Annotated in this window: 17 protein-coding genes; 10 read left to right on the top strand and 7 right to left on the bottom strand. The window is 73.0% G+C overall.

All coding sequences use genetic code 11. The features are described 5' to 3' along the window. From zwf to BLT76_RS01105, 3 genes are read left to right on the top strand one after another with little or no spacing between them, the layout of a single operon-like run. On the top strand, window positions 1–1,413 hold the full coding sequence (gene zwf / locus BLT76_RS01115; protein ID WP_090850796.1) for a glucose-6-phosphate dehydrogenase: 1,413 nt from the start codon (window positions 1–3) through the stop codon (window positions 1,411–1,413). Beyond that, window positions 1,406–3,214 (top strand): glycoside hydrolase family 15 protein, encoded by a 1,809-nt coding sequence (locus BLT76_RS01110; protein ID WP_211752656.1) that lies wholly within the window; start codon window positions 1,406–1,408, stop codon window positions 3,212–3,214. Before zwf ends, BLT76_RS01110 begins: the two co-directional genes overlap by 8 nt. A 34-nt stretch (window positions 3,215–3,248) precedes the next feature. Further along, the gene (locus BLT76_RS01105; protein ID WP_090849902.1) at window positions 3,249–4,052 is read left to right on the top strand and encodes a hypothetical protein; all 804 of its coding nucleotides are present in this window, start codon (window positions 3,249–3,251) and stop codon (window positions 4,050–4,052) included. Here the strand turns inward: BLT76_RS01105 and BLT76_RS01100 are convergent. Beyond that, the gene (locus tag BLT76_RS01100) at window positions 4,049–4,951 is read right to left on the bottom strand and encodes a GNAT family N-acetyltransferase (RefSeq protein WP_244509201.1); all 903 of its coding nucleotides are present in this window, start codon (window positions 4,949–4,951) and stop codon (window positions 4,049–4,051) included. The genes BLT76_RS01105 and BLT76_RS01100 overlap by 4 nt on opposite strands. Before the next feature lie 76 nt (window positions 4,952–5,027). Between BLT76_RS01100 and BLT76_RS01095 the strand changes: the two genes are divergently transcribed. The 3 genes from BLT76_RS01095 to BLT76_RS01085 are packed head-to-tail and all read left to right on the top strand — an operon-like array spanning window position 5,028 to window position 8,491. Continuing rightward, the gene (locus BLT76_RS01095) at window positions 5,028–6,566 is read left to right on the top strand and encodes an ArnT family glycosyltransferase (protein ID WP_170866892.1); all 1,539 of its coding nucleotides are present in this window, start codon (window positions 5,028–5,030) and stop codon (window positions 6,564–6,566) included. Between the two features lie 39 nt (window positions 6,567–6,605). Further along, window positions 6,606–7,136 (top strand): SigE family RNA polymerase sigma factor, encoded by a 531-nt coding sequence (locus tag BLT76_RS01090; protein WP_090849898.1) that lies wholly within the window; start codon window positions 6,606–6,608, stop codon window positions 7,134–7,136. A 2-nt stretch (window positions 7,137–7,138) separates the two neighbouring features. Beyond that, a complete protein-coding gene (locus BLT76_RS01085; protein ID WP_170866891.1) occupies window positions 7,139–8,491 on the top strand; it encodes a hypothetical protein in 1,353 nt (450 codons plus the stop codon). A gap of 87 nt (window positions 8,492–8,578) precedes the next feature. Here the strand turns inward: BLT76_RS01085 and groL are convergent, their stop codons facing one another. The 3 genes from groL to BLT76_RS01070 form a co-directional block, all read right to left on the bottom strand. Continuing rightward, entirely contained in the window at window positions 8,579–10,207 is a 1,629-nt protein-coding gene (gene groL / locus BLT76_RS01080; RefSeq protein ID WP_090849894.1) for a chaperonin GroEL, read from the bottom strand. A 79-nt stretch (window positions 10,208–10,286) separates the two neighbouring features. Beyond that, window positions 10,287–10,580, bottom strand: a complete 294-nt coding sequence (groES, locus tag BLT76_RS01075) for a co-chaperone GroES (protein ID WP_090850792.1) — start codon at window positions 10,578–10,580, stop codon at window positions 10,287–10,289. A 175-nt stretch (window positions 10,581–10,755) separates the two neighbouring features. Next, the gene (locus BLT76_RS01070) at window positions 10,756–11,826 is read right to left on the bottom strand and encodes a hypothetical protein (protein WP_090849892.1); all 1,071 of its coding nucleotides are present in this window, start codon (window positions 11,824–11,826) and stop codon (window positions 10,756–10,758) included. A 56-nt stretch (window positions 11,827–11,882) separates the two neighbouring features. Here BLT76_RS01070 and BLT76_RS01065 point away from each other — a divergent pair, with 56 nt between their 5' ends. Further along, entirely contained in the window at window positions 11,883–13,052 is a 1,170-nt protein-coding gene (locus tag BLT76_RS01065) for a class I SAM-dependent methyltransferase (RefSeq protein ID WP_090849890.1), read from the top strand. Window positions 13,053–13,089: 37 nt separating this feature from the next. Here BLT76_RS01065 and BLT76_RS01060 read toward each other — a convergent pair whose 3' ends face one another. The 3 genes from BLT76_RS01060 to BLT76_RS01050 form a co-directional block, all read right to left on the bottom strand. Further along, complete coding sequence (locus tag BLT76_RS01060) at window positions 13,090–13,719, bottom strand: hypothetical protein (RefSeq protein ID WP_090849888.1); 630 nt, start codon at window positions 13,717–13,719, stop codon at window positions 13,090–13,092. Between the two features lie 141 nt (window positions 13,720–13,860). Further along, window positions 13,861–14,472 carry an MBL fold metallo-hydrolase gene (locus BLT76_RS01055; protein WP_090849886.1) on the bottom strand — a complete coding sequence of 204 codons (612 nt, stop codon included), beginning with the start codon at window positions 14,470–14,472 and terminating at the stop codon, window positions 13,861–13,863. Further along, window positions 14,469–15,569: an S-(hydroxymethyl)mycothiol dehydrogenase gene (locus tag BLT76_RS01050; protein ID WP_090849884.1), complete on the bottom strand. Its 1,101-nt coding sequence runs from the start codon at window positions 15,567–15,569 to the stop codon at window positions 14,469–14,471. The genes BLT76_RS01055 and BLT76_RS01050 overlap by 4 nt, the downstream gene beginning before the upstream one ends. Window positions 15,570–15,667: 98 nt before the next feature. Here BLT76_RS01050 and BLT76_RS01045 point away from each other — a divergent pair, with 98 nt between their 5' ends. Genes BLT76_RS01045 through BLT76_RS01035 form a run of 3 tightly spaced genes read left to right on the top strand, consistent with a single transcriptional unit; the run spans window position 15,668 to window position 18,333 of the window. Continuing rightward, a complete protein-coding gene (locus tag BLT76_RS01045; protein WP_244509200.1) occupies window positions 15,668–16,147 on the top strand; it encodes a SigE family RNA polymerase sigma factor in 480 nt (159 codons plus the stop codon). After that, window positions 16,144–17,298: a hypothetical protein gene (locus tag BLT76_RS01040; protein WP_090849878.1), complete on the top strand. Its 1,155-nt coding sequence runs from the start codon at window positions 16,144–16,146 to the stop codon at window positions 17,296–17,298. Before BLT76_RS01045 ends, BLT76_RS01040 begins: the two co-directional genes overlap by 4 nt. Window positions 17,299–17,331: 33 nt before the next feature. Next, window positions 17,332–18,333, top strand: coding sequence for a hypothetical protein (locus tag BLT76_RS01035; protein ID WP_090849876.1), 1,002 nt, complete (start codon window positions 17,332–17,334; stop codon window positions 18,331–18,333). Window positions 18,334–18,336 lie beyond the last annotated feature (3 nt).

Raw genomic sequence — 18,336 nt, 5'->3', positions numbered from 1 at the left:
GTGCCCGACGACACCACCCCCGATGCCCAGCTCCCACCCCACGTCCTGGTCCTCTTCGGCGCCACCGGCGACCTCGCGAAGCGCAAGCTCTTCCCGGGCCTCTACGCCCTGGCCGCCGCCGGCCGGCTCCCCGAGCAGTACGCCGTCATCGGCAGCGGCCGGCACTCCCCCGGCACCGACGACGAGTTCCGCCAGCAGGTCCGCGACGGCCTGACCGACTCCGTCGAGGAGTACGACGAGCAGGTCCTCGACGACCTGGTCGCCCGGGTCTCCTTCCAAACGTCCAACGCCGACGACGGGGCCGACCTGGCCGCAGCCGTCACGAAGGCCGAGGACGGCATGGGCGACGACGTACGACGGCTCGTCTACCTGTCCGTGCCGCCCTCGGCGATGGAGGACATGGTCGCCATGCTCGGCCGCGAGGGGATCGTGGAGCGGGCCCGGCTGGTCGTCGAGAAGCCGTTCGGTCTCGACCTCGAGTCGTCGCGGTCGCTGGACGCGGCGCTGAAGGACGTCGTCGACGAGGAGCAGGTGTTCCGGATCGACCACTTCCTCGGCAAGGAGGCGGTCCAGAACATCCTGGCGCTGCGCTTCGCCAACGGGCTGTTCGAGCCGGCCTGGGACCGGCGCAGCGTGGCCAGCGTGCAGATCGACGTACCGGAGGACCTCGGACTGGAGGGCCGCGCCGCGTTCTACGAGTCGACCGGGGCGCTGCGCGACATGGTCTCGACCCACCTCTCCCAGCTGCTCGGCTTCGTCGCCCTGGAGGACCCCGGCAGCCTCGACGAGCGCGCCGTGCGCGACGCGAAGGCGGCGCTCTTCGCCGACCTGCGCCCGTTCGACCCGGACCGCGTGGTCTTCGGCCAGTACGACGGCTACCGCGACGAGGACGACGTCGAGGACGAGTCGGACGTCGAGACGTTCGTCGCGCTGGAGGCCTTCGTCGACAACGACCGCTGGCAGGACGTGCCGTTCTACCTGCGCACGGGCAAGGCGCTGGCCGAGGGCCGGCGGACCATCACGCTGCGCTTCCGGACGCCGGAGTCGCCCCTGCTCGCCGGCGATCCCGGTCGCAACGAGCTGGTGCTGGAGCTGACCGACGACGCCGTCATCAGCATCGACGTTCGGGCCAAGAAGCCCGGGCCCGACATGCGGCTGACCGAGGCGACCTTCCACTTGGACCTCGGCGACGAGGACCCGGCCGAGCCGCTGGAGGCCTACGAGCGGCTGCTGCTCGACGTGCTGCGCGGCGACCAGACCTTCTTCACCCGCGCCGACGAGGTGGACCGGCTCTGGCAGGTCTGCCAGCCGGTCCTGGACGCGCGGCCCGCCGTGCATCCCTACGAGCAGGGGTCGTGGGGGCCGCAGGCCGCGCTCGACCTCCCGGCGGGTGGCTGGCGGCTCGGTGGCTGAGGGCTACCTGCCGATCGCGGACCACGGCCTGATCGGGGACCTGCGCACCTGCGCGCTGGTGGGGGCGGACGCGACGATCGACTGGTTCTGCGCGGGGCGCTTCGACTCCCCCAGCGTCTTCGGCTCGCTGCTCGACCCCGAGCGCGGCGGGTCCTGGCGGCTCGGTCCGGTCGGCGGCGCGGCCCGGACGACGCAGTTCTACCTGCCCGACTCGGCCATCCTGGTGACCCGCTTCCTCACCGAGGAGGGCGTCACCGAGGTCCACGACTTCATGCCGGTGCTGCGCTCGCACGACCCCGACCACCGGCAGCGGATCACCCGCCGGGTGGTGGCGGTCCGCGGGCACGCCCGGATCCGGATGGAGCTGGCGGCGCGGCCCGACTACGGCCGCTGCGACCCGACGACCGAGCCGGTCGAGGGCGGCGTGCTGGTCACGGGCGCCGGCGTACGGCTGGGGCTGACGTCGACGGTCGACCTCGACACCACAGACGGGACGGTCAGCGCCGAGGTCGCGCTCGACACCGGCGACGAGGCGCTCTTCGTGCTGCACGTGCTCGGCGAGGACGAGGACCTGCGCCCCGACGACTGCGCCGACACCGACCGCCTCTTCGACCAGACCGCCCGGTTCTGGCGGGACTGGCTGGCGCAGTCGACGTACGCCGGCCGCTGGCGCGAGATGGTCGACCGCTCGGCCATCACCCTGAAGCTGCTCACCCACGAGCCGAGCGGCGCGATCATCGCCGCGCCGACCACGAGCCTGCCCGAGGAGGTGGGCGGCGGGCGCAACTGGGACTACCGCTACGTCTGGATCCGCGACGCCGCCTTCAGCCTCTACGCCCTGCTGCGGCTCGGCTTCACCGACGAGGCGGGCGCGTTCATCGAGTGGCTGTCCGAGCGGATCGGCTCCCCGGAGACGACCGACGACGACCTCGGGCCGCTGCGGGTGCTCTACGACATCGACGGCAACCTGCCGCACGAGACCGAGCTCGACCACCTGCGCGGGTACGCCGACTCCCTCCCCGTCCGGGTCGGCAACGGGGCGGTCGACCAGCTCCAGCTCGACATCTACGGCGAGCTCATCGACTCGGTCTACCTGTTCAACAAGTACGGCCCCGGCATCAGCCACGACGCCTGGGCCGACCTCACCCGGCTGCTGGAGTGGGTGCTGGACAACTGGGAGCGCGAGGACGCCGGCATGTGGGAGATCCGCGACGACCCGCGGGCCCACACCACCTCGCGGCTGATGTGCTGGGTGGCCATCGAGCGGATGATGCGCACCGCCCGCCAGCGCGGGCTGCCCGGCGAGCTGGCCCGCTGGGCCGAGGTCCGCGACGCGATCTACGCACGGATCATGGAGCACAGCTGGGACGACTCCGTGGGCGCGTTCATGCAGCACGAGGGCGCGGACACCGTGGACGCCGGCGTGCTGCTGATGCCGATGGTGAAGTTCGTGGCGCCGAACGACCCACGCTTCGTCTCGACGCTGCAGGTGGTCGAGGAGCGGCTGGTCTCCGACAGCCTGGTCTTCCGCTACGACCTCGGCCACGCCACCGACGGCCTCGACGGCACCGAGGGCACCTTCTCGCTCTGCTCGTTCTGGTACGTCGAGGCGCTCACCCGGCTCGGTCGCCTCGACGACGCCCGGCTGGCGCTGGAGAAGATGTTCACCTACGCCAACCACCTCGGCCTGTACGGCGAGCAGGTCGGCCTCACCGGCGAGCAGCTGGGCAACTTCCCCCAGGCGTTCACGCACCTCGGCCTGATCAGCGCCGCGCTGAACCTGGACCGGGCGCTGGGCTGAGGAACTCGCCGCCGCGCCGGCGCGTCGTACGGGCATGCGTCGACTCCTCGCCCTCGCCCTCCTGGTGCCCCTGCTCGCCGGGTGCGAGGACGGACGTGAGCAGGCGGCCAGGACGTACGACGGCCCGCTGTTCGTGACCCGTGCCGAGGCGACCCACCCGGAGGCCGGGGCAGCGGGCGACGTCGTGGACTGCGACACCTGGGGAACCGGCGGGTTCGAGGACGCCGAGGTCTACGGCGAGGGTGCGACCGCGGACAGCGCGGAGCAGGCGCTCGAGTGGGGCGAGCACGGGCCGTACGGGCTCGACCCCGACGACCTCCGGGTCGCGGCGGAGACCGACGACCGGGTGCTCTACGTCGTCGAGGCCGACGACGGGACGCCGAAGCAGGCGCTGGTCGTGCACGACGGAGAGGGGACCGAGGGCGCCGGCGGCGACGGCTGGTACGTCGAGTCGTGGGCGCAGTGCGACCCGGTCGAGCTGCCGGCGTACGCCGAGGAGATCGGGCTGCAGGTCTGGACCGACGCCGACGGGCGGCCGGTGCCGAAGTCCGGGCTGGAGGCCTGGGTCGGACCCGAGCACTGCGGCTGGGAGTCGATGGTCTTCCTCTACCTCGGTGGGCGGACCTACGTCCGCGAGCCGCAGCGAGACCTGTGGGCCGACTACTTCACGGAGAAGTACGCCGCGCACGTGACCGTGCCGGCCGATGCGGTCGACACCGGCTTCGAGCGGGACGGCGACCACCTGTGGCTCGCGGCCGACCGGTCCCGGGCCTACGTCGGCGCCCGTGACGACGCGGAGCTCTGGCCCGCGACCGTGCAGGACCTCGGCTGCGCCTAGCCCAGGGGCTTCAGGTCGCGGACGGGGACCCGGACGGTGAGCACGTCGGCGGCCATCCGGATCCGGCCGCGCATGCCGGCGGCCAGGACCATGGGCAGAACGGCCTGGTTGTCGGAGCGGGTGGTCAGGATGATTTCGGCAGCCCCCATCCGGTGCGCGAGCCGGGAGGCGTCGACGAGCAGCCGGGTGCCGATGCCGCGGCGCTGCCAGGTCGGGTCGACCCGCAGGATCACCGGGCGCACCTCGGGGTCGTCGGCCAGTGCCGGCTGGACGGTCGCGAGGCCGACCACGACGTCCCCCATGATCGCGGAGACCGAGTCGCCCTCGTTGACGTAGTCGGGCGTCTGCCCGCCGCCGAGACGGCGACCCGTGGTGTTGGAGCCGATCGCGGCCGACTCCTTGCTGCGCTGCAGGACGTCGCTGACCAGGTCGGCCATCGCCGCGCCGCGGGCGTGCTCGGTCGGCGTGAAGGGCGCCTGCCGACGCACCTGCACCTGGACGTCGCCGACCGTCATCTCCATGACGTCCTGGGCGATCCCGGCGCCGGTCGCCGGGTCGGCCTCGGCGTCGAAGAGCTGGGCGATGACCTCGGGGAAGGACGCCGGCTGGGCCAGGATCGTCCGGGCGGCCTGCACGTAGCGGGTCGGCTGGTCGGAGAGCGCGGCCTCGGTGCAGGGGGCCGCGTTCACGAAGACGGCGCCGGAGCCCTCGATCAGCCCGGCGATCTCGGTGGTCCCCCACCCGTCGGGGGTCCGGAGCACCAGCTCGTCGGTGACGTTCTCGATGTCGGGGAAGATCTGCAACCCCAGGATGTTCACCCCGGCCGCCCCGCAGTGCTGGGCGAGGACGGCGAGTGCTCCGGGACGGTCGGGCAGCGTCGTACGAACTCTCCACAGCATGCTCCCCACCCTCCTCGCACGACGTTGCGCACCCGCGTCGACCCTGTTACCTGCGTGCAACAAATCAGATCGAGGGGTGTCTGAGAAGGTGTCCGGCATGGGCCGGCTCATCGGCTGGGTCGACGCCCGGCACACGATCGCGATCTCCGCCGTCGCCGCGTTCCTGCTGCGGCTGCCCGGGCTGACCCGGCCGATCCGGGCCGACGAAGCCGGCTTCACCCTCGTGGCCCGCGCCTGGGACCCGTCGCCGGAGCACCTCTACGGACCGTTCTTCGTCGACCGCCCGCCGCTGCTGATCGCGATCTTCCGCGGCTCCGACGACCTCGGCGGTCCGCTGTTCATCCGGGTCCTGGGCGCGCTCGCCTGTGCGCTCCTCGTCGTGCTGGCGGCCTGGACCGCGCGGCTCGTGGCCGACGAGCGGTCGGCCCGCTGGACGGCGGTCTGCGTCGCCACCATCACCTCCACCACGGTCATCGACGCGGTCGCGGTGAAGGGCGAGCTGCTGGGGCTGCCGTTCGTGATGGCGGCGTGCGCGCTCACGCTGCTCGCCGTACGACGGCGCTCGGCGTGGCTGGCCCTGCTGGCCGGCCTGGCCGCCGGCACCGCGCCGCACATCAAGCAGAACCTGGTCGGCGGGCTGGTCTTCGCCGCGGTGCTGCTGCTCGCGTCGGGGCTCACCCGGGTGCTGCGCCCGGGCGAGGTGGCCCGGCTCGCGGCCGCCGGCCTGGTCGGCGCGTCCGCGACGACGGTGGCGACGATCGCCTGGGCGCTCTCGGCCGGCGTGCACCTCGACGTGCTCTGGTACGACCTGGTCGGCTTTCGCTCCGACGCCGCGTCCGCGATCGCGGCCGGCTCGCCCGACGCCCCGGTGCTGCGCGCCGGCGTCCTGATCGTGGCCGCCCTGGTGTCCGGGCTGCTGATCGTGGTGGGCGGCTTCGTGTGGCACGTGCGCGAGCTGTGGTCGGCCGACCGGGCCCTGACCGCCGCGACCGCCGCGCTGCTGGTCACCGACACCCTCGCCCTGGTCTACGGCGGCAGCTTCTGGCGCGACTACCTCTTCCCGCTGGTCCCCGGCGCCGCGCTGGCCGCGGCCCTGCTGGTCACCCGGTCCGACCCCGGCGGGCGCCGGATGCGGGCCGTCGTGCTCGGGGCGGCCGTCTCGGCGCTGGTCTGCCTGGTCGGCTGGTCCGTGCTCAACGCCGCCGGGCTGCAGGAGTTCCACGAGCACGACACCGGCGTCGCCATCGAGGCCGCGGCCGAGCCCGGCGACACGCTCGTGGTCTTCGGCGGCCGGGCCGACCTGCAGCTGGCCAGCGGGCTGCGGTCGCCGTACGAGCACCTGTGGAGCCTGCCGATGCGCACCCTCGACCCCGACCTCGACGACCTCGACACCCTCGTCGCCGGCCCCGACGCCCCCACCTGGCTGGTCGAGTGGGTCGGCTTCACGACCTGGAGTGAGGACGGCGGTGCGCGCCTGCGCCGCCTCGTCGAGGAGCGCTACGACGTCCACGGCACCGGCTGCGACGGCCGCCCGGTCTACCTCCTGCGGGGACTCGAGCGCGGACCGGTGGCGCCGAACTGTGGGGAGACCGTCATGCAACCGATCCGGCCCTGACCCCGTTCTTCTCGGCATGGGACGACGAGAGGGACGCGGGTGAACCGGACGGACGAGCAGGCCTTCACCGAGTTCGCCCTGGCCTCGCGGACCCGGCTGCGGCGTACGGCGTACCTGCTGGGCGGCGACTGGGACCGGGCCCGCGACCACGTGCAGGAGGCGCTGGTCCGGGTCTACGTGCGCTGGCCGAAGCTGCAGAAGCAGGGCGGAGAGCTCGCCTACGCCCGGCGCGCGGTGGCCAGCGTGGTCATCGACGAGTCGCGGCGGCGGTCGAGCCGGGAGCTCCCGGCCGACCCCGACCTGGACCGGCCGTCGACCGAGGACGTGGCCGCGGCGGTGACCGACCGGGCCGCCCTGATGGCAGCGCTGGCGGGCCTGCCGCCGCGCCAGCGGGCCTGTGTCGTCCTGCGGTACTTCGAGGAGCTCGACGTCCGCGAGACCGCGGCCACGCTCGGCTGCAGCGAGGGGACGGTCAAGAGCCAGACCTCGCGGGCGCTGACGTCGCTGCGGTCGGCTTTCGAGAGCTCGTCGCGCGACGAGCTCGTCTTCGACGTGATGGGGAGGCAGTGATGGTGAACGACCTGGTGGACCTGATGCGGGACAGCGCGGACGACGCGCCCCCGGACGACGTCGACGTCGCGGCGGTGGTCACCACCGCCCGCCGGCGGGTACGGCGCCGCCGCGGGGCGGTCGGCGCGGTCGCCCTGGCCACCGCGGCCGTCGTGACGGCCGGCGCGCTGACCTGGGGCGGCCCGGGGACCGGGACCGACGGGCCGGTCGCCGGCAACCCGCCGCGCCCGGACGCGCCCGTGCTCCGGCTGGCCGATGCCGAGGCGGCCGTGGCCGGACGCGACTACGACGAGCTGACGTCGTACACGAACGAGGACCTGGACGCCGACAACGGGCAGTACCTCGACGGTGTCACCGACGACGGCCTGGTGCTCTTCCAGGACGGCCCACGCGAGGCCAACGGGCGGACGACGACCTACGCCCTGATGGACCCGGCGACCGGTGAGAAGGACTGGCTGCCCGACCCGGGCATCGGGCAGGCCCAGGTCTGGCCGGCCCAGCTCGGCCGGGACCGACTCGTGCTGCTCGGGCTGGACGAGTCCGACATCTCCGACGACGGCATGGAGGCCGACCTGCTCGCGTACGTCTTCGACCGGGACGCCCGGATGTGGAGCACCACGAGCTGGCGGGACCTGCCCCGGGTGGAGCACGCCCTGGGAGACGTCGGGCCGGACGGACGCCTCTACGTGACCACCCCCGACACCCGCGGTGCGATCCCGGAGGGCGGGTGGCCGACAGGCCCCGACGGCGACGCCGAGGACGCCGACGCCGAGGGCGACACCTACCGGCTCTGGTCGGTCTCGCTCACCGACCCCACCGATGTGCGGGACGAGCAGCTGGTGGTCGGCGACGTGGCCTTCACCGAGACCGCGATGGTGTGGACCGACTCCAGCAACGGCGACGCCGGACGCGTGCACGTGCGCGACCTCGCGTCGGACGAGGTCACCGACTTCGACCCCGACACGGGCGAGCGATGCAACCTGCTGAACCTCGGGGCCGTCGGCGACCGGATCGTGATGAGCCAGTACTGCGGCACCTACGCCGAGGGCGAGCGTGACGACCGGGTGCAGATCCTCAGCACCGACGGCGACCAGGTGGTCACGATCCAGGACAGCGACGCCGTGGGCTGGCTGCCCCGCGGAAGCGACGTGGTCAACCTGACGGTCCACACCGACGACGGTGACGCGGGCACCTACGTCTACGACCTGCGGACCGACCGTTTCCTGCGGCTGAGCGACACGCTGTCCTCCTGGAGCGTCGGCGGCTCGACCGGCGAACCGAACCAGTTCTTCTGGAGCACACCGGTGAACGGCGGCAAGGGCGCCACCCAGCACCTCGCCGCGCTGAGGGACTGACCCCGAAATCGCCGAGTCGGCGCGAGTTCGCGCCGACTCGGCAGCAAACTCACGCCGACTCGGCGTGGTGCGGGTGGTGCGGAGGGGTCAGTGACCGTGGCCGTGCCCGTGGCCGCCGGCAGCGGCTGCGGACTCGTCCTCCTCCTCGGGCTTCTCGACGATCAGCGTCTCGGTCGTCAGCAGCATGGCCGCGATCGAGGTCGCGTTGACCAGCGCGGAGCGGGTCACCTTGACCGGGTCGAGGACGCCCTGGGCGACCAGGTCGCCGTACTCGCCGGTGGCGGCGTTGTAGCCGTTGCCGACGCCGAGCTCGCGGACCTTGGTGGTCACGACGTAGCCGTTCTCACCACCGTTCTCGGCGATCCAGCGCAGCGGCTCGTCGGCCGCCTTGCGGACCACGCGGACGCCGGTCGCCTCGTCACCGGTGAGGCCGAGGTCGCCCTCGAGCACCGACACCGCGTGGATGATCGCGGAGCCGCCGCCGGGGACGATGCCCTCCTCGATCGCGGCGCGCGTCGCGGAGACGGCGTCCTCGATGCGGTGCTTCTTCTCCTTCAGCTCCACCTCGGTGGCGGCACCGACCTTGATCACGCACACGCCGCCGGCCAGCTTCGCGAGGCGCTCCTGGAGCTTCTCGCGGTCCCAGTCGGAGTCGGTGTTCTCGATCTCGGCCTTGATCTGGTTGACGCGGCCCTCGACCTCGGCCGAGTCACCCGCGCCCTCGATGATCGTGGTGTCGTCCTTGGTGATCACGACGCGGCGGGCGGTGCCCAGCACGTCGAGGCCGACCTGGTCGAGCTTGAGCCCGACCTCGGGGGCGATGACCTGGCCACCGGTGAGGGTGGCGATGTCCTGCATCATCGCCTTGCGGCGGTCGCCGAAGGCCGGGGCCTTCACCGCGACGGCGTTGAACGTGCCGCGGATCTTGTTGACGACCAGCGTCGACAGCGCCTCGCCGTCGACGTCCTCGGCGAGGATGAACAGCGGCTTGCCGGCCTGGATGACCTTCTCGAGCAGGGGCAGCAGCTCCTGGATCGAGGAGATCTTCCCCTGGTGAAGGAGGATGTAGGGGTCGTCGAGGACGGCCTCCATGCGCTCCTGGTCGGTCACGAAGTAGGCCGAGATGTAGCCCTTGTCGAACTGCATCCCCTCGGTGAACTCCAGCTCGGTGCCCATGGTGTTGGACTCCTCGACGGTGATCACGCCGTCCTTGCCGACCTTGTCGAAGGCCTCGGCGAGCAGCTCGCCGATGTGGGCGTCGCGGCTGGAGATCGTGGCGACCGAGGCCATGTCCTCCTTGGAGTCCACGTCGCGGGCGGCCGCGCGCAGGGCGTCGCCGACGGCGGCGGCCGCGGCGTCCATGCCCCGCTTGAGGCCCATCGGGTTGGCGCCGGCGGCGACCGCGCGCAGACCCTCGTGGACCATCGCCTGGGCGAGCACGGTGGCCGTGGTGGTGCCGTCACCGGCGACGTCGTTCGTCTTGGTGGCCACCTCCTTGGTCAGCTGCGCGCCGAGGTTCTCGAACGGGTCGTCCAGCTCGATCTCGCGGGCGACGGTCACGCCGTCGTTCGTGATGGTCGGGGCGCCCCACTTCTTGTCGAGGACGACGTAGCGGCCCTTGGGGCCGAGCGTCACCTTGACGGCGTTGGCGAGCTTGTCCACGCCGCGCTCGAGCGCGCGGCGGGCGTTCTCGTCGAACTCCAGGATCTTGGGCATTGCTCTCCTCTAACGAGTTCGGGTCGTGCGGCTCAACGGGCGCCGGAGCGCACGCTGAGCCACACGACCCGGAGTGAAATCAGGAAACGACGGCGAGGACGTCGCGCGCGGAGAGGATGAGGTACTCCTCGCCGGCGTACTTGACCTCGGTGCCGCCGTACTTGCTGTAGATGACCTTGTCGCCCACGGCGACGTCGAGCGGGACCCGGTTGCCGTTGTCGTCGATGCGGCCGGGGCCGATCGAGATGACCTCGCCCTCCTGGGGCTTCTCCTTGGCGGTGTCCGGGATGACCAGGCCGGAAGCCGTGGTCTGCTCGGCCTCGAGCGTCTTGACGACGATGCGGTCCTCGAGGGGCTTGATGTTGACCGACACGATGTCGACCTCCACTTTCGAACTTCGGATGGCGGGTGAAACACGTCTGGTGCCTGCGGTTCCGGTACGCCGTCGCGGGGGTCGAACCGGCCTCACAAGCGCTGGCACACTCACGGGGAGAGTGCCAGCTCCGAAACTAGCACTCTGCCCCACGGAGTGCCAGGGCCGCCCCTGCTCAGTCGTCGGCACCGGGTTCGGGCACGCGCACGGAGCGCTCCAGGGTCACCGTCGGGCGCGCGGGCGCACCGGGGAGCAGGGTGCCGGTGGGCCGGCCCACGTAGGTCGCCCGGAAGGAGACCCGGTGGCGCTCCCGAGGCTCGACCGCGAAGACGACCCGCTTGTCGTCCTGCTGGTTGCCGAGGCGCCGCGGCAACGTCGAGACGGGGCGCACCCCGTCGGCGAGCACCTCCCACGTCCGCAGGCGGGTGCGGTAGTCGGTCAGGTCGTCGTCGCCGATCCACCGCAGCGCGAGCAGGTCGCTCGAGGCGTCGGCGACGAACCAGACCTGGCCGGTGCCCGCCCAGCCCAGGCCGTCGACGTACGGCACCTCCCACGAGTCCAGGACGCCGCACGCGAACAGCGGCTCGAGCCCGCGGGTGCGCTCGGAGACGGGACAGGAGCCCCCGCCGTCGCCGAGCGAGCGGTCGGCCGCCAGCGGGACGTCGTACAGGCCGGCCGCCCGGCCGGGGTCGACCGCACGGGTCGCGAGGTCGACGGTCTGGGTGACGCCGTCGTAGGTCACCTCCAGCGCGAGGTCGTCGGCATCGCGGGGCACCCCGACGTAGACGCGGTCGGGGTCACCGACGCCGTTGAGCTGCCCCACATCGGGCACCTCGGTGCGTCGGCCGTCGGCGACCAGGGCGAGCGTCACGTCGAGGCCCTCGTCCCCGACGTCGGACCCGGTCATCAGGCGCATGACGTCCGAGCCGTACCCGAGGAACTCGCGTCCCCAGGCCAGCCGGAGGACGCGGGCGTCGTCGGCGGCGGGCACGTCCTCGAACTCCCCCGGCACCTCGTCGTCCGGCACGGCCCGCAGGTCGTCGTCGACCTCGAAGTACGCCGGGCCCGACGGGAGCCGCACCTCGATGCCCCGAGTCACCTCGGGCAGCACCGCCCGGCCCTCGATGACGTCGCCCACGGCGACCACCGGCCGGTCGTCCTGGTCGCCGGTCGCGTCGTCTCCCAGGCTGCATCCCCCGAGCAGGAGGGGCACCACGGCGAGCGGGGCGAGGAGGCGTCGGGGCACGACGAGAAGGTTCCGCCGACCGCGCTCCCTGAAACCGGGCCTGACAGGATCACCACGTGGACCTCGACGCCTTCCGCTGGCTGCTCACCGAGCCCGGCCAGCAGCTGCTGGCCCGGGCCACCGAGGTCGCCGGCGACGACCCCCTGCGCGCCCAGTCCGCCCTGCGCCGCGACGCCTCCGCCGAGCAGGTGGCGGCCGCGCTGACCCAGGCCACGCTGCGGCTGCGCGCGGTCCCCAAGTTCGGCGACCTGGCACCGCGGCTCTACTTCACCCCCGACGGCCTCGAGCAGGCGACCCGGGTGCCGGTGGCCGAGCACCGCGCCGCGCGTCTCGAGGCGTTCCGTACGACGACGCTGGTCGACCTGGGCTGCGGGATCGGGGGCGACCTGATGGCCGCGGCCCGGGCCGGCATCACCTGCGCCGGCGTCGACCTGGACCCGGTCCGGGTGGAGGTCGCCCGCGCCAACCTGGAGGCGCTCGGCCTGCCCGGCGCGGTGATGGTCGCCGACGCGACCACGGTCGACCCGGCGCCGTTCGACGTGGCGTTCGCGGACCCGGCCCGCCGTACCGGACGGGGACGGTCGTTCGACGTGGACGACTGGACGCCGCCGTGGCCCTTCGTCGAGCGGCTGCTGCGCCGGGACTCCTGCGTGAAGGTCGCGCCGGGCATCCCGCACGGGCTGGTGCCCGCTGGCGTCGAGGCGGAGTGGGTCAGCGACCACGGTGAGGTCAAGGAGGCCGCGCTCTGGTCCGGCAGCCTGGCCACGACCGCGCGCCGGGCGACGGTGATCGGCGACGGCGGCCTGGCCACCATCACCGACGAGGACGACCCGGGGCCCGGCGCGGTCGGCGTGGTCCCGGTCGGGCGGTACCTCTACGAGCCCGACGGCGCGGTCATCCGGGCCGGGCTGGTCACCGCGGTCGCGTCCGGGGTGGGCGGCGGGCTGGTCGACGAGCACATCGCCTACGTGACCTCGGAGCAGTCGTTCGCGACCCCGTTCGCCCGCGGCTACGAGGTGCTGACCGAGCTGCCCTACCGCGAGAAGCAGCTGCGGGCCGCCCTGCGCGAGCGCGGCATCGGGCGGCTGACGATCAAGAAGCGGGGTGTGGACGTCGTCCCCGAGCAGCTGCGCAAGCGGCTCGACCTGCGCGGTGACGACGAGGCCACGATCGTGCTGACCCGGGTCGCCGGACAGGGAACGGCCCTGCTGGTCCGACCCTTCTGAGGGCCGACCCAGCAGGGCCGGTACGACGACCTGGGGCTCAGGCCATCTGCGGGACGGGCGCGCCTGCCGTCCGGGTGGCGGTCCGGCGGGCGTGGACCAGCCCGACCGCGCCGAGCAGGAGCAGGAAGCCCGCGCCGACGAAGGAGACGATCGCCGCGATCCCGGCGATGGTGCCGATGGTGGCGAACGCGTAGCCGTAGAGGAGGAGACCACGGAGGGTGTTGCCCATGAAGAGCGACTCGCGCAGGCCCATCCAGGCGTCCGCCTCGTCGATCTGCGCCTGGGTGGCGGCCGGGTTGTCGGCGACGGCGGCCGACAGCTCGCGGCCCTTGGCGCTGGCCTCCTCGTAGGTGACGGCCTCACCGTCGTTGAGGGCGGCACCCTGCGCGTTCATGTGGGCCTGGATGTAGTGATCCGCGAAGGCCTTGGCCTCGGCACCGGTGTCGAGCGGGCTGCCGGCGTACTCCTCGAGGGCCTCACGGTCGGCGTCGGGCAGGGAGGTCAGCGCGTCGCCCTCGGGCATCACGATGTCCTGGGCCGAGAACTGCTGCTCGACCTGGTCCCCGATGAAGGTGTTGGCCCAGGTGAGGAGGCCGCCCGCGATCAGCAGCACCGCTGCCAGGAGCACCCCCGTCCACGAGATGAGTCTGTCGAATGCGGCGCGCATGGTGACCCTCCTGGATCTCCTGCCCGGGACCTGGTGTCCCGTGCTGATGAGTCCAGGTTGTCGTCGGCCGTCGGCGTGTCGGCAGAGGCGAAGGTGACCGGGTCCCGGGCCGGAGGTCCTGCCGGCCCGGGACGTCTGGCGTCAGGCGCCGAGCGCGGCCTTCTCGGCACCGATGGTGGTGTCGTCGCCGTGGCCGGTGTGCACGACCGTCTCGTCCGGGAGCGCGAAGAGCTTCGCGCGGATCGAGGCCTCGATGGTCGGGCGGTCGCTGAAGCTGCGCCCGGTGGCGCCCGGCCCGCCCTGGAAGAGCGTGTCTCCGGTGAACACGGCACCCAGCGAGGGGGCGTGGAAGCAGACCGCGCCCGGGGCGTGGCCGGGGGTGTGCAGCGCCCGGAGCAGGGTGCCGCCGACCATGATCTCGAAGCCGTCGCCGAGGTCGACGTCCCAGAGGTGGTCGGGGTGCGTGAGCTCCCACAGCGGCTTGTCATCGGGGTGCAGCATGATCGGCGCGACGATCCGCTCGCGCAGCTCCGGCGCCTTCCGCGAGTGGTCGTCGTGGGCGTGGGTCAGCAGGATCGCGCGTACGGCGCGGTCGCCGACCACGGCCATGATCGCGTCCACGTCGTGGGGGGCGTCGATGACCACGCACTCCGCGTCGTCGCCGACGACCCAGATGTTGTTGTCGACGTCGAAGGTCTCGCCGTCGAGGCTGAAGGTCCCGCTGACCACCGCGTGGTCCACCCGGGCGGTCACAGGATGACGACCGATCGCAGCACGTCGCCGTGGTGCATCTTGTCGAAGGCGGCCTCGATGTCGTCGATGCCGATCTCCTCGGTCACGAACGCGTCCAGGTCGAGCCGGCCCTGCTGGTAGAGGTCGACCAGCATCGGGAAGTCGCGGGTCGGCAGGCAGTCGCCGTACCAGCTGGACTTCAGGGCTCCGCCGCGGCCGAACACGTCGATCAGGGGCAGGTCGGGGACCTTCATGTCCGGGGTCGGGACGCCGACCAGGACCACGGTGCCGGCCAGGTCGCGGGCGTAGAACGCCTGCTTCCAGGTCTCCGGGCGCCCGACGGCCTCGATGACCACGTCGGCGCCGTCGGCGCCGTCGTACGTCTCGGCGGCGATCCGCTTGATCTCCTCGACCGGGTCGACCTGGGACGAGTCGACCGTGTGCGTCGCGCCCATCTCCTTCGCCTTCTCGAGCTTCTTGGGGTCGATGTCGACGGCGATGATCGGGCTCGCGCCGGCCAGCGCGGAGCCGGCGATCGCGGCCACGCCGACGCCGCCGCAGCCGATGACCGCGACGCTCTTGCCCCGCGTGACGGCGCCCGTGTTGATGGCCGCGCCGATGCCGGCCATCACGCCGCAGCCGAGCAGGCCGACCGCGGCCGGGCGGGCCGACGGGTCGACCTTGGTGCACTGCCCGGCGGCGACCAGGGTCTTCTCGGCGAACGCGCCGATGCCGAGGGCCGGGGAGAGCTCGGTCCCGTCCTCGAGGGTCATCTTCTGGGTCGCGTTGTGGGTGTTGAAGCAGTACTGCAGGTCGCCGCGCTTGCAGGCGCGGCACTCGCCGCAGACCGCGCGCCAGTTGAGGATCACGAAGTCGCCCGGGGCCACGCCGGTCACGTCCGCGCCGACCGCCTCGACGATCCCCGCGGCCTCGTGGCCGAGCAGGAACGGGAACTCGTCGTTGATCCCGCCCTCGCGGTAGTGGAGGTCGGTGTGGCAGACCCCGCAGGCCTGGACCTGCACGACCGCCTCGCCCGGGCCCGGGTCGGGAACGTTGATGGTGACCACCTCGACGGGTGCCCCCTTGGCCTTCGCGACGACGGCCTTGACCTGCTGCATGCTGCTCCCTCTCCTCGGAACCTGACGGACTCATGCAACCGTATGCGGGCCGTCCTCGTGTAGGGGGTGTGCAGCAGACGGGGACGAGGAGCGGATCAGTGACGGACTTCGAGTCCTGGCTGGTCGCCCGCGAGCCCACCCTGCAGCGGCTCGCGCACCTGCTGACCGGCGACGTGCACACCGCGCAGGACCTCGTCCAGACCTCGCTCGCCAAGCTCTACCTGGCCTGGGACCGACTGGCCGACCGCGACAACGTCGACGCCTACGCACGCCGGATCCTCGTCAACGAGCACCGCTCCGCGTGGCGCCGACCGTGGCGCCGGCGCGAGGTCCTGACCGAGGAGATCCCGGACAGCGGCTCCGCCGCCGAGGAGTACGACGGCCGCCGCGAGGCGGTCTGGCGGTTCGTGGCCACCCTGCCGCCGCGGCAGCGGGCCGTGATCGTGCTGCGCTACTACGAGCAGCTGACCGAGGCCGAGACCGCGGACGTGCTCGGCATCTCCGTGGGCACCGTCAAGTCGCAGGCGAGCCGGGCCCTCGCCTCGCTGCGGACCCACCTCCCCGAGGAGCTGGCATGAGCACCGAGGACCTGCTCGGCGACGCGCTGCGCGCCCGGGTCGACCACACCGACCACCCGCGCACCCCGCTGGCCGACGTCGTCTCGACCGCCCGGCGGATCCGGCGCCGTCGCCGGGCCACGACGGCAGCGGTGGCCGCGGTCGTCGTCGCCGTGCTGGCGACGCCATTCGTCCTGACCGCCGGGAACCGGCCCGACAGCGCCCCCGACCCGACGCCGCCGACGCCGGACGTCCGGCTCGGGGACGTCCCGCTCGGCGACCTGCCGGGCGTCGCGTGGCTGGACGGCAGCGACTACGTCGCCGCCGACGGCACCCGCACCACCCTGCCCCTCGACCAGGTCACCCGGGCGACGCCGTACGACGGGGGCTTCCTGGTCACCTCCTTCGGTGACAGGCGCATCACGCTGCTCGACGGGCGGCTGCGCGAGGTGTCGCGCCGCTGCTACGCCGGCGGCGGGTTCGCGGTGAGCGACGACGGCCTGCGCACGGCGTACACGACCAGCGGCTGCGACCGCTCGGACCCGATCCTCCACGTGGGTCCGACCGGCGGCGACGGTGGCGAGCGGACCGCACCGCTGCCGATCGTGGACGCCGGACCGGTCGGCTTCCTGGGCGACGGGGTGGTCGTCAACTCGCTCAACGAGGGACCACCGGCGATCGTCACCCCGGGCGACTCCCCCACGCACCTCGATGTGCTGGGCACCGCCGTCGACGTCGACGAGCGGCTCGGTCTCGTCGCGGGTCGCCTGGCCGGGGAGCCGACGCCCGAGCAGATGGTGCCGACCGGCGCCGTGGTCGACGGGAGCACCGGGATGGTCATGTGGAGCGCGCCGGGCTGGAGCCCCCTGGCGTTCAGCCCCGACGGCTCGATGGTCGTCGCGGCGAGGGCCGGAGCCGTACCCACCGTCCTGGCGGCGCTCGACAGCGGGACCGGTGAGCCGCTGCACGAGATCGCGCTGCCCGCGGGCGTCCAGGTCTGGCAGCTGGCCTGGGAGGACGACGAGCACCTGCTGATCGCCGTCAGCCAGGACCGGACCGAGGCGATGCTTCGCAGCACGCTCGACGGGACGTTCGAGCGGGCGACCGACACCGCGCCCTACGACGAGGACCGGGCCCGACGGTTCGGGCCGGCGCCGAACAAGTTCCCGTGACAACCGCTGGGGAGGGCGAGACGTGGAACGAGCATGAGAACCACCACCCTGCTGCTCGCTGCCGTGCTGTCCACGGGGTGCGCCGGGACGGCGGACCCAGCCGCTCTCCCGCCGACGTCGACCGCCCCCACCGCGCCGGGCTCTGCGACGACGGCACCACCGCGGTCAGCGCTCGCCGATCTGCCGGCCGGGCCGCCCCCGCGGGTCGCGTACGTCGACCACGGCGCCTACGTCGACGCCCGCGGCCGCCGTACGACGCTGGGGGCGCGGCACGGCGTCTCGGGCGCGGTGCCGTACGACGGCGGGTTCCTGGTCTCCGACACGCGCTGGTTCGAGGGCACCGTCGGACTCGCCGCTCTGCGTGACGGGCGGGTCACCGACGAGTGGTGCTCGAGCGGCACGCCGGTCGGCACCGGTCGATGGGCGGCCTGGACCGAGTTCCTCTGCCCGGAGACGGCCGAGGTCGTCCACGCCGACATCGTCCGGGCCCGTCCCGACGGCTCGGGCCGGGACTCCCAGCCCGTCACCGGGCTCGCCTCGGTCGTCGGCCTGCTCGGGTCGCGCGTCGTCTACAACCAGCCCCGTCCCGGTGGCGCGTGGATCACCGACTTCGTCCACACGCCCGAGCGGGTCCCCGGGATCGACGGAGTGGCCGACGTCGACGCCGCGCACGGACGCCTGATCGGCTGGCGGGGCGACCGGGGCCGGGTGGTGACCCTCGACGGGGAGCTCCTGTGGCGCTACGGCCACGGTTCGCTGGAGTCGTTCAGCCCGCGCGGAACCCGGGTGCTGGCCCGGCCCTCGTCCGGGCTCCGGATCCTGGACGCGGACGACGGGTCGGTGGTGGCGTCGCTCCGGCTGCCGTTCCGCCAGGTGCTGCAGCTCGGCTGGGAGGACGAGCGACACGTGCTCGCGGTGGTGGTCCGGCACGGACGCACGGCGGTGATCCGGCTCGGGAGCGACGGGTCGGTCGAACGGGCGACCTCGCCGGCGTCTTACGACCCGAACCGGCCGCGGTACGTCCTTCTCGGCTGACTG

Source organism: Nocardioides lianchengensis (genome assembly GCF_900101465.1).
In the GTDB taxonomy this organism is placed as follows: domain Bacteria; phylum Actinomycetota; class Actinomycetes; order Propionibacteriales; family Nocardioidaceae; genus Nocardioides; species Nocardioides lianchengensis.
Note: the sequence above shows the minus strand (reverse complement) of the source record. Positions and strands in the feature narration are given on the sequence as shown.